Annotated in this window: 15 protein-coding genes; 3 read left to right on the top strand and 12 right to left on the bottom strand. The window is 69.7% G+C overall.

Annotated elements, in window-relative coordinates:
• Window positions 1–2: 2 nt before the first annotated feature.
• From ACF1B9_RS11660 to ACF1B9_RS11635, 6 genes are all read right to left on the bottom strand, one after another.
• Window positions 3–656 carry a histidine phosphatase family protein gene (locus ACF1B9_RS11660; protein WP_391741092.1) on the bottom strand — a complete coding sequence of 218 codons (654 nt, stop codon included), beginning with the start codon at window positions 654–656 and terminating at the stop codon, window positions 3–5.
• A complete protein-coding gene (gene rsfS / locus ACF1B9_RS11655; RefSeq protein ID WP_376210714.1) occupies window positions 653–1,084 on the bottom strand; it encodes a ribosome silencing factor in 432 nt (143 codons plus the stop codon). The genes ACF1B9_RS11660 and rsfS overlap by 4 nt, the downstream gene beginning before the upstream one ends.
• Window positions 1,085–1,198: 114 nt before the next feature.
• Window positions 1,199–2,974, bottom strand: a complete 1,776-nt coding sequence (locus tag ACF1B9_RS11650) for an LCP family protein (protein ID WP_391740817.1) — start codon at window positions 2,972–2,974, stop codon at window positions 1,199–1,201.
• Window positions 2,975–2,993: 19 nt separating this feature from the next.
• Complete coding sequence (gene nadD, locus ACF1B9_RS11645) at window positions 2,994–3,611, bottom strand: nicotinate-nucleotide adenylyltransferase (RefSeq protein WP_391740818.1); 618 nt, start codon at window positions 3,609–3,611, stop codon at window positions 2,994–2,996.
• 38 nt (window positions 3,612–3,649) lie between these two features.
• Window positions 3,650–3,814 (bottom strand): hypothetical protein, encoded by a 165-nt coding sequence (locus tag ACF1B9_RS11640; RefSeq protein ID WP_391740819.1) that lies wholly within the window; start codon window positions 3,812–3,814, stop codon window positions 3,650–3,652.
• 84 nt (window positions 3,815–3,898) lie between these two features.
• Window positions 3,899–4,051: a hypothetical protein gene (locus ACF1B9_RS11635; RefSeq protein WP_351079044.1), complete on the bottom strand. Its 153-nt coding sequence runs from the start codon at window positions 4,049–4,051 to the stop codon at window positions 3,899–3,901.
• Between the two features lie 112 nt (window positions 4,052–4,163).
• On the opposite strand from ACF1B9_RS11635, the gene ACF1B9_RS11630 reads away from it, so the two are divergent.
• Window positions 4,164–5,294, top strand: a complete 1,131-nt coding sequence (locus tag ACF1B9_RS11630) for a M48 family metallopeptidase (RefSeq protein ID WP_391740820.1) — start codon at window positions 4,164–4,166, stop codon at window positions 5,292–5,294.
• On the opposite strand, the gene ACF1B9_RS11625 is transcribed toward ACF1B9_RS11630, so the two are convergent.
• From ACF1B9_RS11625 to proB, 5 genes are all read right to left on the bottom strand, one after another.
• Window positions 5,221–6,348 (bottom strand): hypothetical protein, encoded by a 1,128-nt coding sequence (locus ACF1B9_RS11625; RefSeq protein ID WP_391740821.1) that lies wholly within the window; start codon window positions 6,346–6,348, stop codon window positions 5,221–5,223. The two genes, ACF1B9_RS11630 and ACF1B9_RS11625, sit on opposite strands and share 74 nt — an antisense overlap.
• A 411-nt stretch (window positions 6,349–6,759) precedes the next feature.
• On the bottom strand, window positions 6,760–7,365 hold the full coding sequence (locus ACF1B9_RS11620; protein WP_391740822.1) for a hypothetical protein: 606 nt from the start codon (window positions 7,363–7,365) through the stop codon (window positions 6,760–6,762).
• Between the two features lie 67 nt (window positions 7,366–7,432).
• Window positions 7,433–8,716 (bottom strand): glutamate-5-semialdehyde dehydrogenase, encoded by a 1,284-nt coding sequence (locus tag ACF1B9_RS11615; protein ID WP_391740823.1) that lies wholly within the window; start codon window positions 8,714–8,716, stop codon window positions 7,433–7,435.
• Between the two features lie 93 nt (window positions 8,717–8,809).
• Window positions 8,810–9,310 carry a hypothetical protein gene (locus ACF1B9_RS11610; protein ID WP_351079031.1) on the bottom strand — a complete coding sequence of 167 codons (501 nt, stop codon included), beginning with the start codon at window positions 9,308–9,310 and terminating at the stop codon, window positions 8,810–8,812.
• Between the two features lie 144 nt (window positions 9,311–9,454).
• The gene (proB, locus tag ACF1B9_RS11605; protein WP_391795902.1) at window positions 9,455–10,588 is read right to left on the bottom strand and encodes a glutamate 5-kinase; all 1,134 of its coding nucleotides are present in this window, start codon (window positions 10,586–10,588) and stop codon (window positions 9,455–9,457) included.
• A gap of 519 nt (window positions 10,589–11,107) precedes the next feature.
• Between proB and ACF1B9_RS11600 the strand changes: the two genes are divergently transcribed.
• Window positions 11,108–13,147: a glycosyltransferase family 2 protein gene (locus tag ACF1B9_RS11600; protein WP_391740824.1), complete on the top strand. Its 2,040-nt coding sequence runs from the start codon at window positions 11,108–11,110 to the stop codon at window positions 13,145–13,147.
• Between the two features lie 116 nt (window positions 13,148–13,263).
• The gene (rfbC, locus tag ACF1B9_RS11595; protein WP_391740825.1) at window positions 13,264–13,863 is read left to right on the top strand and encodes a dTDP-4-dehydrorhamnose 3,5-epimerase; all 600 of its coding nucleotides are present in this window, start codon (window positions 13,264–13,266) and stop codon (window positions 13,861–13,863) included.
• A gap of 75 nt (window positions 13,864–13,938) precedes the next feature.
• Here the strand turns inward: rfbC and ACF1B9_RS11590 are convergent, their stop codons facing one another.
• The gene (locus tag ACF1B9_RS11590) at window positions 13,939–14,733 is read right to left on the bottom strand and encodes a class I SAM-dependent methyltransferase (RefSeq protein ID WP_365689510.1); all 795 of its coding nucleotides are present in this window, start codon (window positions 14,731–14,733) and stop codon (window positions 13,939–13,941) included.
• Window positions 14,734–14,845 lie beyond the last annotated feature (112 nt).

The raw sequence follows: 14,845 nt of genomic DNA, 5'->3' as shown, positions 1-14,845 counted from the left end.
GGTCAGGTGTCGTCGCCGAGCACCGGCTCGGGCAGAGTGCCGGCGTTGTGCTCCAACAGACGCCAGCCGCGCGCCCCCTCGCCCAGCACCGACCAACAACAGTTGGAGAGCCCGCCGAGTCCTTCCCAGTGGTGCGACTCCAGGCCCAGCAGCCGACCGATGGTGGTGCGGATGGTGCCGCCGTGGCTCACCACGACGAGCGTGCCGCTGTCGGGCAGTTTGTCGGCGTGTCCGAGCACGACCGGGGCGGCCCGGTCGGCGACCTCGGTCTCCAGCTCACCGCCGCCGCGGCGCACGGGCTCGCCGCGCTTCCAGGCGGCGTACTGCTCGCCGTACTGCCCGACGATCTCCTCGTGCGTGAGGCCCTGCCAGGCGCCCGCGTAGGTTTCGCGCAGTCCCGCGTCGTGCGCGACTTCGAGGCCGGTGATCGCGGCGAGCTCGGCGGCCGTGGCCGTCGCCCGCTGAAGATCGGAGGCGACGATCGCGTCCGGCTTCAGCGAGGCGAGCAGCCGGGCGGCCCGCTGAGCCTGTCCGACACCGGTCTCGGTGAGCGCGATGTCCGTGGAGCCCTGGAACCGGCGCTCCAGATTCCATGCCGTCTGGCCGTGCCGCCAGAGGACGATCCTGCGGCCCCTGCCGCTCCCGGTGCCGTTCAGCTCTGCTCACCTTCCGTGCTGCCGGTGAGCCTGGCGTGCTCCTCGGCCTTGCCGCGGGTCTTGACGGCGTCCTCGGGGAGCGCGATCTCGGGGCAGTCCTTCCAGAGGCGCTCCAGCGCGTAGAAGACCCGCTCCTCGCTGTGCTGGACGTGGATGACGATGTCGACGTAGTCGAGGAGGATCCAGCGCGCGTCGCGGTCGCCCTCACGGCGTACCGGCTTGGCACCGAGCTCCTTCTGGAGCCGTTCCTCGATCTCGTCGACGATCGACTTGACCTGGCGGTCACTGGGGGCCGAGGCCAGCAGGAAGGCGTCCGTGATCGACAGCACGTCGCTGACGTCGTACGCGATGATGTCGTGCGCGAGCCGGTCGGCGGCCGCCTGGGCGGCGGCGTTGATGAGCTCGATGGAGCGGTCCGTGGCGGTCACAAGCAGGCTTTCGTCGGCGGTCAGATCAACCCCTAGGGTCTCACGGACCGCCGACAGCCCACGCAGCGAACGTTCGACGATCGAATCGACGTCATCCGCGCAGTGCGGACCCGGTCATTTGATGACGTAGTCCTGGCCGATCACGACGGACACATCGGCGTTCGCGGCGGGCTTGCCCTGCTTGACCGCGCTCGTCGGCAGGCCCAGGGTCTTCGCGGCCTGAGTCGCCTTGTCCTTGTCCGCCGCGGTCTTGTAGACGACCTCGGACAGTGCCACGGTCTCGGCCGTTCCGCCGCCGACGAAGGAATAGCCGCCATTGACCAGCTTGATCCGGGCGGACTCCATGCCGTCCTTGTCGCCGGTGGCGTTCTTGACTGCGACCCGCACCGCCGCGTCGGCGTCCGGGGCCTTCACCGTGCCGCCGAGGATGTCCTTGACGACGCTCTCGGTGGCCGCGTCGGTGAGCGTGCCGTCGGCCTGCACCGGCAGGAGTGCCGTCTTGTAGTCGCCGATCTTGGCGCGCTGCGCGAGCTTCGCCAGCGAGGCACCGAGATCCTTCTCCGGGAGGGACGGGTCGAGGATCTGCGCCAGCGTCTGCACGGTGACCGTGGCGGCCTTCGGGTCGTCCGAGATCTTCCGCAGAACGCCGCGCATGACCTCCCCGAACCGTGTGAGCTGCTTCGTCTCGGCCTCGCCCGGCCCTCGGTAGGTGGCGTACGCGACGGCCATCTGGCCGCTCAGGGTCTGTGCCTCGCCCTTCTTCACCAGGGGGGAAGCACCCTTCTTCGTGTCGGGCACCTCGGTGTCGGTGTCGATCTCGATGTTGCCGACCAGATCGACGAGGGTCTCCAGATAGGGGGTGTCGAGCCGCCACGTGCCGCTGATCCTGGTGCCGAGCAGGGTGTCGATGGAGCCGCGGGTGCCGGTGGCGCCATCGTCCTCGACGGACTTGCCGAGGGTGGTCGTGACGCCTTCGTCGTCGGAGACCACGAGCGAGTTGGGGAGCAGGACGGTGGTCCCCTGTTTGGTCGTCACATTGTCGACGAGCAGCGCCGTGGAGGTGCCGCCCTTCTTGGTGTCGTGCAGATGGACCACGATGACGTCCCGCTTCTGCGGGCCCGTCGAGGCCGTGTTGTCCTTCTCCGAGCCGGAGAGGCCCGGCAGCATTCCGGCGGACCAGAGGTAGCCGACACCGCCGACCACCATCAGGGCCACCACGACTATCAGCGCGACCATGCGGTTGCGGCCGCGACGCCGTGCCTCCTCGCGCCGCTCACTGCGGCTCTCGGTGAACTTCAGCCAGTCGATGACGTCTTCGGAGTCCTCGTCGGGCTCTTCGATGAAGGAGAACTGTTCGGTGCGGTAGTCGGCACGGCGCTGTCCTGGAACGGCCGGTTCCGGCTCGGTCTCGGCGTCGGGCTCCGGCCGGGGCTCCGGCGTGACCGGTGCCGGTGCGGGCGGGGCCTGCTGCGCGGCGGTCTGCTGCGGGATGTTCCACTGCTGGGTGGTGTCGACCGCGGCGGGTTGCCTGCCCGTGTCGTAGCCGTAGCCGTCGTAACCGCCGTATGCCTGCTGCTGCGGCTGTTGCGGTTGCTGGGGCTGCTGGGGCTGTTGCGGTTGCTGGGGCTGCTGGGGCTGCTGGGGCTGCTGGGAGCCGTACGGGTCGTACTGCTGCTGCGGCTGCCCGGGGTGCGGCTGCTGAGGCTGCGCGTACGGGTCGTATCCGTACCCCTGATCGGCCTGATGTGACTGCTGCTGCGGCGGCTGAGGCGCATACGGGTCGTACGCCTGCTGTCCGGGCTGCTGGTACACCGGCTGCCCGTACTCGTCGTAGCCGATGATCTGCGGCTGCTGGTAGTACGGGTCGTACGGGTTCTGTCGGTCGTTCACCGGTGCCCCTCTGCGTGGCTCAGTCGCCGCGGTACAGCTGGCGCTTGTCGATGTAGCGGACCACACCGTCCGGCACCAAGTACCAGACCGGATCCCCCTGCGCGACCCTCTCACGGCAGTCCGTGGACGAGATCGCGAGCGCGGGAACCTCCACGAGCGAGACCCCGCCCGCCGGCAGCCCGGGGTCCGCGAGCACATGCCCCGGTCGGGTCACACCGATGAAGTGGGAGAGCGAGAACAGCTCGTCGGCGTCCCGCCAGGTGAGGATCTGGGAGAGCGCGTCGGCGCCGGTGATGAAGAAGAGGTCCGCGTCGCCGTGGATCGCGCGCAGGTCCCGCAGGGTATCGATCGTGTACGTCGGCCCGCTGCGGTCGATGTCGCTCCGGCTGACCGAGAACTGCGGGTTGGACGCCGTCGCGATGACCGTCATCAGATAGCGGTCCTCGGCCGGGGAGACGTGCTTGTGGCTCTTCTGCCACGGCTGCCCGGTCGGAACGAAGATCACCTCGTCGAGGTGGAACTGGGCGGCCACTTCGCTGGCCGCCACCAAGTGTCCATGATGAATCGGGTCGAACGTCCCGCCCATCACGCCGATTCGGCGCTTTCCCCGGCCGGTAGGCATTTCCTGCTCTCCCATGCGTGCAGAGCCTACTGGCACAGCTGTACGCCTTTGCCTCAGCGGTCGCGGTTGAAGCGGGTGGTGATCCACAGCAGGAGCACCAGCACGACGAACGCACCGCCCCCGGTGACGTACGGGCTGAGGCTTTCGTGGTTGCCACCGTGCTCGCCGCCCTCGGCGGCGAGAGTGACCAGCTGGTGCGCGGTGCTCGTGAGGCTCATCTTCGGCAGGACCTATCGATCGGGAGTCGGAAGGGAGACGTCGCGCACATCGTATGCGGGCGCCCCGGGCACGCTCACGCCGACTCAGTCGTTGTGGTCGTCGTTGCGGTATCCGCGGAGCAGGAACCAGGCGAGCAGGCCGGCTCCGACGAGCGAGGCGAGCAGCACGATACGGAGCGTGTTGCCGGGCCCCTGGTCCCCGGATGCGGCGGCGAGCAGAGCAACGGTGTGCGGCATGTCGGGCGTCTCCTCAGTTATCCACAGCCCCCCGCACACCGTAGCCCCAGCACCTACGCTGGGATTTGTCAGGGGGGCGAGCGACGTCTCGTACGAACAGGGGGCCCAATTCATGACCGAACGCAGCCACGAGAGCAACGAGGGCGTGCCGAGCCGCCAGCGCAGGCGATTCGCCGGAATCTCGTCCCGGGCCTATGAACACCCGGCGGATCGCTCGGCCCTGGTGGCCCTGCGCAAGCTGAGCGGTTTCGACACCGTGTTCAAAACATTGAGTGGCCTGCTGCCGGAGCGCAGCCTGCGACTGCTCTTCCTCTCCGACTCCGTCCGTGTGAGCGACGCGCAGTTCGTCCATCTCAACGACATGTTGCGAGACGCCTGTTACATCCTGGACCTGGAGAAGGTCCCGCCGATGTATGTCAACCAGGACCCGCAGCCCAATGCCATGTGCATCGGTCTCGACGAACCGATCATCGTGGTGACGACGGGGCTGGTGGAGCTGCTCGACGAGGAGGAGATGCGGGCCGTCATCGGCCACGAGGTGGGGCACGCCCTCTCCGGCCACGCCGTGTACCGCACGATCCTGCTGTTCCTCACCAGTATCGCGCTGAAGGTCGCCTGGATCCCGCTCGGCAATGTCGCGATCATGGCGATCGTGACGGCACTGCGCGAGTGGTTCCGCAAGTCGGAGCTGTCGGCCGACCGGGCGGGGCTGCTCGTCGGCCAGGATCTGCAGGCGTCGATGCGCGGTCTGATGAAGATCGCGGGCGGCAATCATCTGCACGAGATGAATGTGGACGCTTTCCTCGCCCAGGCCGACGAGTACGAGAAGGGCGGCGATCTGCGCGACTCCGTGCTCAAGATCCTCAATCTGCTGCCCCGCTCGCACCCCTTCACCACGGTGCGCGCCGCCGAGCTGAAGAAGTGGTCCGAGAGCCGCGACCACCAGCGGATCATGGACGGTCACTACCCGCGGCGCGACGAGGACAAGGACACCTCGGTGACGGACTCCTTCCGCCAGTCCGCGGCCCACTACGCGGACTCGGTGCGGACCAGCAAGGATCCGCTGATGAAGCTGGTCGGTGACATAGCGGGCGGCGCCGGGGACCTCGGCGGCAAGCTCCGCGACAAATTCACCGGTCAGGGCGGCGGTGCCACCGGCAAGGGTGGCGCTACGGGCGGCTCGGCTCGGCCGGAGGAGCCCCCGAACCCTGATCAGCCCGAGCCGGGGTCTGCGGAGAGCTGACCGCCAGCGTCCCGCAGACAGCTGCTGTGGGCCGGCCCGTCGCATACAGGTCGGTGCCCGCGGGGCCGTGGGAGAGGGCCCGCTGCCCGGCGAGCAGCGGGCGCAACGCACCGGTGGTGTCCGTCGGGCACGCCTGCGGTCCGGCCTGTACATAGCTGGTGCGCAGCTCCAGCCGGTGCAGCCGCAGGTCTTCCCGCTCGAAGCGGAAGTGCAGCTCGCGCCGTACGGTGAAGAGCGAGGCACCGCCCGCGCGTTGGGGCCCCGGGGTGGCCGGGCGGAGCGTGTAGGTGAAGGTGTGGTCGGACACCACCTCCAGGGTGTCCGACCCCGTCTCCGTGTAGCTCAGGGTGCCCCGGACCCGTATGTCCGGACCGGCCAGCGCCACTTTCGCCGGGTCGAACCGGACCAGCCAGCCGGTCGCGGCGTGCTGTCCGTCGTCGTCGGGGCGGCTCATGCTGCGGTTGAACTGGGCCATCTGGTCCGGGTCGAGCAGCTGCTCCACCGGTCGCACGGCGTGTCCCGTGAGGACGTCGGGATCGAGCGAGGACGCCACCAGGTAGTCCTTGACCGTGGTCAGGGCCGCCGCCACCTCACTGTCCGAGAAGTGGTCCGTCCCCCGGACCGCCGGCAGATTGATGCCTGCGGCACCATGGGCGAACTGCGCGGCGGGGCTCCGCGCGAGGAGGCCGGCGGCGGTTCCACCGGGTACGGCGTCCCGGGGGGCCAGGGGCACGACGGTCGACCTCAGCGGCTCGGCTCTTCGGCCGACGGGCGCGGTGTAGGGGTTGCGGAAGCCCATGTACACGGCCGTCCCGAAGGCCAGAGCGATGAGGAGCACCAGGGCGATGACGGCCCTGGAGCCCGCTCGCAGGCTCCGGAGCGGAAGACTGCGTACGGCGGGGGCATGGTCCTCCATACGCTCCTCGGCGGAGAACTCCTTCAGGCGGGCAGCACGCACGAACGACTCGTCGAAGACGAGTGACCTGTACTCGTCCTCACCGCCGCCCGGCGCGTTCTCGGGCGGACCTTCTGGTGGTTCTCCGCGGTCTGCCATGACTTCTCCCGACTCCACGTCACCGACCGGGGCCGAAACGCTTCGCTCTGCTTCGGCCGGATGGCTTCGGACAGGGCCCGCCCGCCATGAACTCGCATGACGTCGTACGACTACGCATACGGACGAGTGAGAAGCCCCCTCGGAGAGAGGGGTCACACCTTCAGGGTAGGTCGATTGGGACCTGGGTAAACGCCGGGCGGCAAGAGAACCGTCCGAGAGTTGCCCCGGAGCCCGGGGAACCGCCCTGCGGACGGTCTCCGGGCAGCCTCCGAACGGTCGCGGGCCCCGGGGGCCGTCGCGGGACGCCGGGAACGCGGGCGCGACGGGCGCACGGGAGACGCGGCGTGCGCCGGGTCGCCGCCGCGGGGGACGCCGCCTCGGACGGAACCTCAGCCGACGGGACCCGCGTCCTCAGCCCGTGCGGGGGACCGCCGAGACCGTGGGTCGGAGCTGTCCGACCGAGGTCGACGGGATGGCGCTGGGGACGGGCCCCGGGGCGCTGTCCACACCCGTGGTGGCGGGCGGCGGGGCGGGGTCCTGACGGCTGCTGCCCGAGGTGTTGCGGTAAACGGCACTGAAGGCCAGCGCGACCATTCCGATACCCATCAGAACGGCGAGCAGCCAGGCCACCGGCCGGTGCCAGCGCGCCGCGCCCCGGTAGGGGCGCAGGGCACCGCCGTGGCGCCCGTAGGGGCCGCTGCCGTACGCGTCGTCGTCAGGGTCCAGGGGGTCGTCGTAGGCGCTCCCGCGGCCGTACAGGCCGCCCGGCCCGTATGCCTCGTCGTGGAGTTCGTCGTCCAGCGGGCCGCCGCCCGCCCGCGCACGGGACGCCTCGGCCTCGGCACGCGCCTGCGCGGCCGCCAGCAGCCGCTCCACCGCGGTGGGTTCATGGAACTCGGCGGCCCGTACGAAGTCCTCGTCGAACACCACGGAGGCGAAGTCCTCGTCCGCGCCCCCGCGGTCGTCGTCGGGCTCCCAGCCGTCCGGGAACGGCCTGCCCCCCACGTCGTCCGGCACGGCTCCAGACTAGCCTCGCCGGGTCGTTCTGGGCAGGGAGCCCGCAACATTCACCGCTCCCGGACCGTCACCGCACGTGGCCGTCGCCCGTGACGATGTACTTCGTCGAGGTCAGCTCCGGCAGCCCCATCGGACCCCTGGCGTGCAGCTTCTGTGTGGAGATACCGATCTCGGCGCCGAAGCCGAACTGACCGCCGTCGGTGAAGCGGGTGGAGGCGTTCACGGCCACCGTCGTGGAGTCCACCAACTGGGTGAAGCGGCGGGCCGCGGCCTGGGAGGTGGTCACGATCGCCTCGGTGTGCCCGGAGGACCAGAGCCGGATGTGCGCGACGGCCGCGTCCAGCGACTCGACGACGGCCGCCGCGATGTCGTACGAGAGGTACTCGGTCTCCCAGTCCTCCGGCGTGGCCGCCACCACGGTGGCCTTGCACCCCTCGGCGTGTTCGAGCACCCGCTCGTCGCCGTGCACGGTCACCCCGGCCTCGGCCAGCGCGTCCAGGGCGCGGGGCAGGAACTGCGCGGCGACGTCCTTGTGGACCAGGAGCGTCTCGGCCGCGTTGCAGACGCTCGGGCGCTGCGCCTTGGAATTGATCAGAATGTCGACGGCCATGTCGAGATCGGTCTGCGCGTCCACGTAGACATGGCAGTTGCCGGTGCCCGTCTCGATGACCGGAACGGTTGATTCCTCGACCACCGTGCGGATCAGCGAGGCGCCGCCGCGCGGGATGAGGACGTCGACGAGGCCACGGGCCCGCATCAGTTCCCGTACCGAATCGCGGCTCTCGCCCGGCACCAGCTGCACCGCGTCGGCGGGGAGACCGGATCCCCCGACCGCGTCGCGCAACACCCGGACCAGTGCGACGTTGGAGGCGTACGCCGAGGACGAGCCGCGCAGCAGGACGGCGTTGCCCGACTTCAGGCAGAGGGCCGCGGCGTCGACCGTCACATTGGGCCGGGCCTCGTAGATGATCCCCACGACGCCGAGCGGCACCCGGACCTGCCGCAGGTCGATGCCGTTGGGCAGGGTCGAGCCGCGGACGATCTCGCCGACCGGGTCGGGCAGCGCCGCCACGTCCCGCACGTCGGCGGCGATGGCCCGGATCCGCTCCGGGGTGAGGGTGAGCCGGTCGACGATCGACTCGCTGGTCCCGGCCTCGCGGGCGCGGGCGACGTCCTCGGCGTTGGCCGCGACGATCTCGCCCGTCCGCACCTCCAGCGCGTCCGCGATCGCCAGCAGCGCGTCGTCCTTCGCCGCGCGCGGCAGCGGCGCGAGGTCGGCGGCGGCGGAGCGTGCGCGGTAGGCGGCCTGAGCGACCGGGGACATGTTGTCGTACGGCGAGAGCGTGGTCATGCCCGCAGAGTAGTGCGCACACTGCGGGCATCCGTCACGTATCCCGTGATGCGAGACAACTGTCCGGAACTGTCTCCCAGGGCGTCTCCGCGCTCAGTACGGGTGGACGCCGACCGGGGTCGCCGGGGGCGGCCCGTATCCCTCGGCGACGCGTTGGTGGTACGTCTCGCGGTCGATGACCTCCAGGCCGACGATCTCCCAGGGCGGAAGCCCGGCGGTGGATCGGTGCTCTCCCCACAGCCGCAGCGCGACGGCCGCCGCGTCGTGCAGATCGCGCGCCTCCTCCCAGTAGCGGATCTCCGCACGGTCGTCGGCGTACCGGCTGGTCAGCAGGAAGGGGTGGTCGTGCGCGAGTTGTTCGAGACCGCGTCTGACCTCCTTCAGCGGGATCGCGGCGCCCGAGACACTGAGCGTGATGTGCCAGAGTCTCGACGGGGTGCGTTCCTCCCCCGCCGTCGTCGGCTCCGGTCCGGTGGTCCGGTCGTCCCTGCGGTCCATGGACCGGCTCCCGTCGAAGCCGGCACCTGCTCCGACGCTGGTCAGGGCCCGGCCACCCGTTCCTCGGGGTGGCGCCCCCGGGCGCGCTCGTCTCACCGGCGGCCTCCTGTGAATGCGTTCACTGTGCTGTACCCCGCTGTGTCCCCGTTACAAAGTTGACCAGCCCGCGGCCGAGAATGGGACGGTTTTGGTGAAGGTCTCCGTCCTGAGGCTGGACTTTCAGCCGTTTCAGGGGGTCTGTCAGGGGTGCAGGAGGACGAGATCGTCCCTGTGTACGACCTCGCGCTCATATGCCGGACCCAGTTCCCGCGCCAGATCGCGGGTGGAGCGGCCGAGCAGCTGCGGGATCTCCTTGGCGTCGAAGTTGACCAGTCCGCGGGCCACGGGGCGGCCTTCGAGGTCGCGCAGTTCCACCGGGTCACCCGCGGTGAACTCGCCCTCGACGGCCGCGATTCCGGCGGGCAGCAGCGAGCTGTGCCGCTCGACGACCGCCTGGACGGCCCCGTCGTCCAGGGTCAGCGAGCCCTGCGGGGTGGAGGCGTGGGCGAGCCAGAGCAGCCGGTCCGCGGAGCGGCGTCCGGTGCGGTGGAAGTACGTACCGGTGTCGCGGCCGGCCAGGGCGTCGGCGGCCCGGCTCGACGAGGTGAGGACGACCGGGACTCCGGCGGCCGTGGCGATCCGGGCAGCCTCGACCTTGGTCACCATGCCGCCCGTGCCGATGCCCGCCTTCCCGGCGCTGCCGATGGTGACGCCCGCGAGGTCCTCGGGGCCGGCCACCTCGGCGACCCGCGACGTGCCCGGCCTACTGGGGTCGCCGTCGTACAGGCCGTCCACGTCCGAGAGGAGGACCAGCAGGTCGGCGCGGACGAGATGGGCGACCAGTGCGGCGAGCCGGTCGTTGTCGCCGAATCGGATCTCGTCCGTGGCAACGGTGTCGTTCTCGTTGACGATCGGCAGCGCACCCATGTCCAGCAGCTGGTCGAGGGTGCGGTAGGCGTTGCGGTAGTGGGCGCGGCGGCTGGTGTCGTTGCTGGTGAGCAGCACCTGGCCGACGCGTACGCCGTAACGCGCGAAGGAGGCGGTGTAGCGGGCGACGAGCAGTCCCTGGCCGACGCTGGCCGCGGCCTGCTGTCTGGCCAGGTCCTTGGGCCGGCGGTGCAGGCCGAGCGGGGCGAGTCCGGCCGCGATGGCGCCGCTGGAGACGAGCACGATCTCGCGCTCCCCACCGCTGCGCACCTTGGCCAGTACGTCCACGAGCGCGTCGACGCGGTCCGCGTCGAGGCCGCCCGACGCGGTGGTGAGGGATGAGGATCCGACCTTGACCACGATCCTGCGGGCCTCTGTGACGCCCTGCCTTGCCCCTGACACGTACATCCCCAATGATTCGGCCTCGCCCAGCCCTCGCAATCTACGCGAGCGACGGAAGGGGCGCCCATGCGTTTCGCCCTCTGGACCGAGGCCTGCGGAAACGAGCCCTGGAACCCGCGCCACCGGACCGGAGCCACGAAGCCCGCACCTGCGGACCCGGGCCCCGGCAGCCGAGCCTCCGGGCCCGAGCTCTGGGGTCCGAGCCTCCCCGACCACCGGATCCCGGTAGCGCAACCAAGCTACCGGAATCACATATTCCGAAAGTAGTGCTTCCGGATCCGCGCGCCCGCCCCTTCCATTCGGCGAGCGAATGTAAATATCGAATAAATCTTCAGAGCCTTGGACGGCATCCGCACACTGTCGGGAGAATCACTGTGCGCGCGACCGGGCAACCATCCGGGCGTCCCGGTCATCTAATAGCCGATAGGGTGCACGGCGGGCGACTTCCTCTGCCCATTCTCAGCAGGACAGGCCCCACACCCGCCGCCAGCCAGAGGAACCTCTACCAGACATGGGACAGCAGCGATGCCAGTCAAAGTAAGTGTCGTCATTCCTGTATACAACCCGGGCAAGTACATCGACCCCTGCATCGACTCGCTTCTGAAGCAGACCCTCCCTGCAGGGGATTTCGAAGTTCTCTTCGTCAACGATGGCTCGACGGACGACACTCGTGAACGGCTTGAGAAGCTGGCCGTGGAGCACCCGCATTTCCGTGTCATCACCATCCCGAATTCCGGCTGGCCCGGAAAGCCCCGCAACATCGGTGTGGCCGAGGCGAAGGGTGAGTACGTCCAGTTCGTCGACCAGGACGACTACCTCGCCTCCGGCGCCCTGCAGCGTCTGTACGACATGGGCCACCGCAACGGGTCGGACATCGTCATCGGCAAGGTGGCCAGCAACTTCCGCGGCGTGCCGCACGGCGTCTTCAAGAAGGACCGCGAGAAGTGCACCCTGCACGACGCGCCCCTGTACGACAGCCTCACCCCGCACAAGATGTTCCGTACGGAGTTCCTCCGCGAGAACGGCATCGCCTACCCCGAGGGCAAGCGCCGGCTCGAGGACCAGCTCTACATGATGCAGGCGTACTTCCCCGCCAAGGTCGTCTCGATCCTCGGCAGCTACACCTGCTACTACTACTCCCGGCGGGACGACGGCCAGAACGCCGGCTCCGCGAAGATCGTCCCGTCCGGCTACTACGGCAACCTCCGTGAGGTCCTCGACGTCGTCGTGGACAACACCGAGCCCGGTGAGTTCCGGGACAGGCTGCTGCGCCGCTTCTACCGCGTCGAGATGCTCGGCCGCCTCAGCGAGCCCGCGGTCCTCAAGTACGAGCCGGACTACCTCGACGAGATGTGCGACGCCGTCCAGGGCCTGGCCGCGGACTTCATGGACGACGGTGTGCACAACGGGCTCGGCCCGGTGCTCCGGCTGCGCTCCACGCTGCTGCGCGACAACGACCGCCAGGGCCTCGTCCGGATCTCCCGCTTCGCCGCGTCCGTCAAGGCTGCGGCCCGCCTGGAGGACTTCGCCTGGCAGCCGAACGGCAGGATCACCCTCACCCTCAGCGGCCGACTGGTCCACGGCGACGACCAGGCCCCGCTGACCCTGCTGCGCCGCGACGGGCGCTACTTCCTGCACCCCGACATCACCGAGGGCCTGCTGCCGGACGGCGAACTCCTGGACGTCACCGACGACATGGACGGGTTCTCCGCCGAACTGGCGATGCGCAACCGCGAAACGGCCGTGGAGTGGTCCTGCCCCGCGACCTTCACGGCCCGGGTCGAGGAGCTCGGCGACGACGTCTGCGAGGTCGTCCTGCACGGCAGCGGCCAGATCTCCTCGGAGGCGGTCAACGGGCGCGGCCGCGTATCGCGCGGCTTCTGGGACGTGTGGGTGCCGCTGCGCGGCCTCGGACTGGTCCGCAAGGCCCGGCTCGGAGCCGACCGGGCGCCGGAGGTGGACGCGGCCTGTGTGCCGGCCTCGCTGGGCTCCCCGGCCCGCGCGGTGATCCCGTACTTCACCGACCCGCACGGCAACCTCACCCTCGATGTCGCCCGGCGCAGCAAGAAGCTGGCCGACCACCTCGAAGGCCGTCCGCTCCGGCGGACCCCCGGTGGCCGCACCGAGCTCCGGCTGGACCTCTTCACGACCCCCACCACCAAGCCCTCCACGACCACGCTCGTGCTGAGCCCGGCGGACGGGGCGGACGGGACCTCGCACCAGCTGCGCACCGTGCTGCGTCCCACCGAGGGCCGGGCCCATCTCACCGTGCCCGACCGAGCGCCCGGCGTCCGGCCCGGCACCTGGAAGCTCTCGGTGCGGCTGGACGGCGACAAGAACCCCCCGTTGCACCTCTGTGACGTCACCGTCGGCAGGGGCGGCCGGGTCGGCGTCGCCTCCGAGCTGCCCGCGGTCGAACCCGGGATCATGCTCGGGATCACCACCAAGCGCAGGAAGGCCAGGCTCCGCCGGGCACTGCGTGCCGTCGGCGGTCCGATCGTGCGCAGGCTGCCGGCCAAGGGCCGCAAGCGGGCGCGTCGCCTCGCTGCCCGGTTCACCGGCTGAACCGTCCGCGTACCGCCGTACGCTTCCCCTCGGCGGACACCGGCACGCGCCGGTACCCATCAGCAGACATCGGCCGAGAACCTCGGCCACGAGCAACAGAACAAGGACGTGATCGCATGCGGCAGCTCTCCATCGCAGGGGCCTGGGTGCACGAGCCCAAGGTCTTCCCGGACAGCCGCGGCAGCTTCCACGAGTGGTTCAAGGCGTCGGAGCTCGACGAGGCGGCCGGACACACGCTGCGGCTCGCGCAGGCCAACTGCTCCGTCTCCAGCCGGGGAACACTGCGCGGTGTCCACTTCGCCGATGTGCCGCCGAGCCAGGCGAAGTACGTCAAGTGCGTACGCGGCGCGGTGCTCGACGTCATCGTGGACATCCGGGTCGGCTCCCCCACGTACAAGCAGTGGGAGGCGGTCCGCCTCGACGACGCGGACCATCACGCCGTCTATCTCTCCGAAGGGCTCGGCCACGCCTTCATGGCCCTGACGGACGACGCGACGGTCGTCTATCTCTGCTCCGAGGGCTACGCCCCCGGTCGCGAGCACGGCATCGATCCGCTCGACCCCGAACTCGGCATCGAGTGGCCGCAGGGGATCACTCCGCTGCTGTCCGAGAAGGACGCCGCGGCCCCCTCGCTGGCCGAGGCCGAGGCGCAGGGCCTGCTGCCGTCCTACGAGGACTGCCAGGCCTACTACGCAGAGCTGCGCGCCCGCGGCTGAGCCCCCGGGCAGCTCGAAGCCCCCGTGGTTCCGTACGGATCACGGGGCTTCGTGCTGCCTTGGCCCGTCAGCCCGTCAGCCCGTCACGGCCTCGATGCGTCCACGCAGCGGTGCGAACGCCGAACGGGGACGGCGCAGATTGCGTGCGCGTGCCAGGGCCGGCCAGAAGTCGGCGCCGAGCAGCGTCTCGGGCTGGACGGCGTTCTTGCGCACCAGCACCTCGTCGGGAACGTCCTGCGGATCGGGAACGACGTATTCCTCGATGATCTTGTCGTACGCGTTCTTCAGGACGTCGCTCTCCGGGTTGGCGCCGAACACGGCGACGACTCCGGTCGGTGCCGTGTCCACCTCGACGACGACCAGATCGGGGCGGAAGCGGCGCAGCACCTGCACCACCTTGTACACGTCACCGGTCCAGTACTTGGTGTGCCGGTCGCGGGCCGCCTCGTCGACATCGCGCGGCAGCATGTCGTCCAGCACGATCACGCTCGACCAGCGGGAGTGCTTCTCGACGTTCATGAAGTCGCGCAGGGCGTACTCGAAGAGGTGCATGCCGTCGATGAAGGCGAGCTCCAGCTTCGGGTCGCCGCCGAGCACATTGAGCGGATCGCGGCGGGCCAGGGCGCGGAACGGGTTGCGGCCGTTGCGCAGGTGCAGCAGCGGGTCCTTGCGGGCGAAGAAGTCGTCGCTCGTCGCCTTGACCAGGTGAACGTCGCAACTGATGTCCGTCACCACTTTGAAGGCGGGGTCGACGGCGACGGAGGGCACTCGCGAGAGGGCCAGGCTCCTGCCGTCGTTGACCCCGATCTCCAAATAGTTGCGAGGACGGTAGACACGGTGCAAATGACGCAGAAAGTCATGGCGGTTCACGTGGAGCAGCCCTTCGGAGAAAACCAACTGGTCTGGTCCCCGGCGAAGTTACCCCATGACCGCACTGTGATGTAAGCGTTCCCCCCGTATATAAACCTCCGCTGTTCACTTC

Origin of the sequence: Streptomyces sp. NPDC014727 (assembly GCF_043083485.1) — a bacterium.
In the GTDB taxonomy this organism is placed as follows: Bacteria; Actinomycetota; Actinomycetes; order Streptomycetales; family Streptomycetaceae; genus Streptomyces.
Note: the sequence above shows the minus strand (reverse complement) of the source record. Positions and strands in the feature narration are given on the sequence as shown.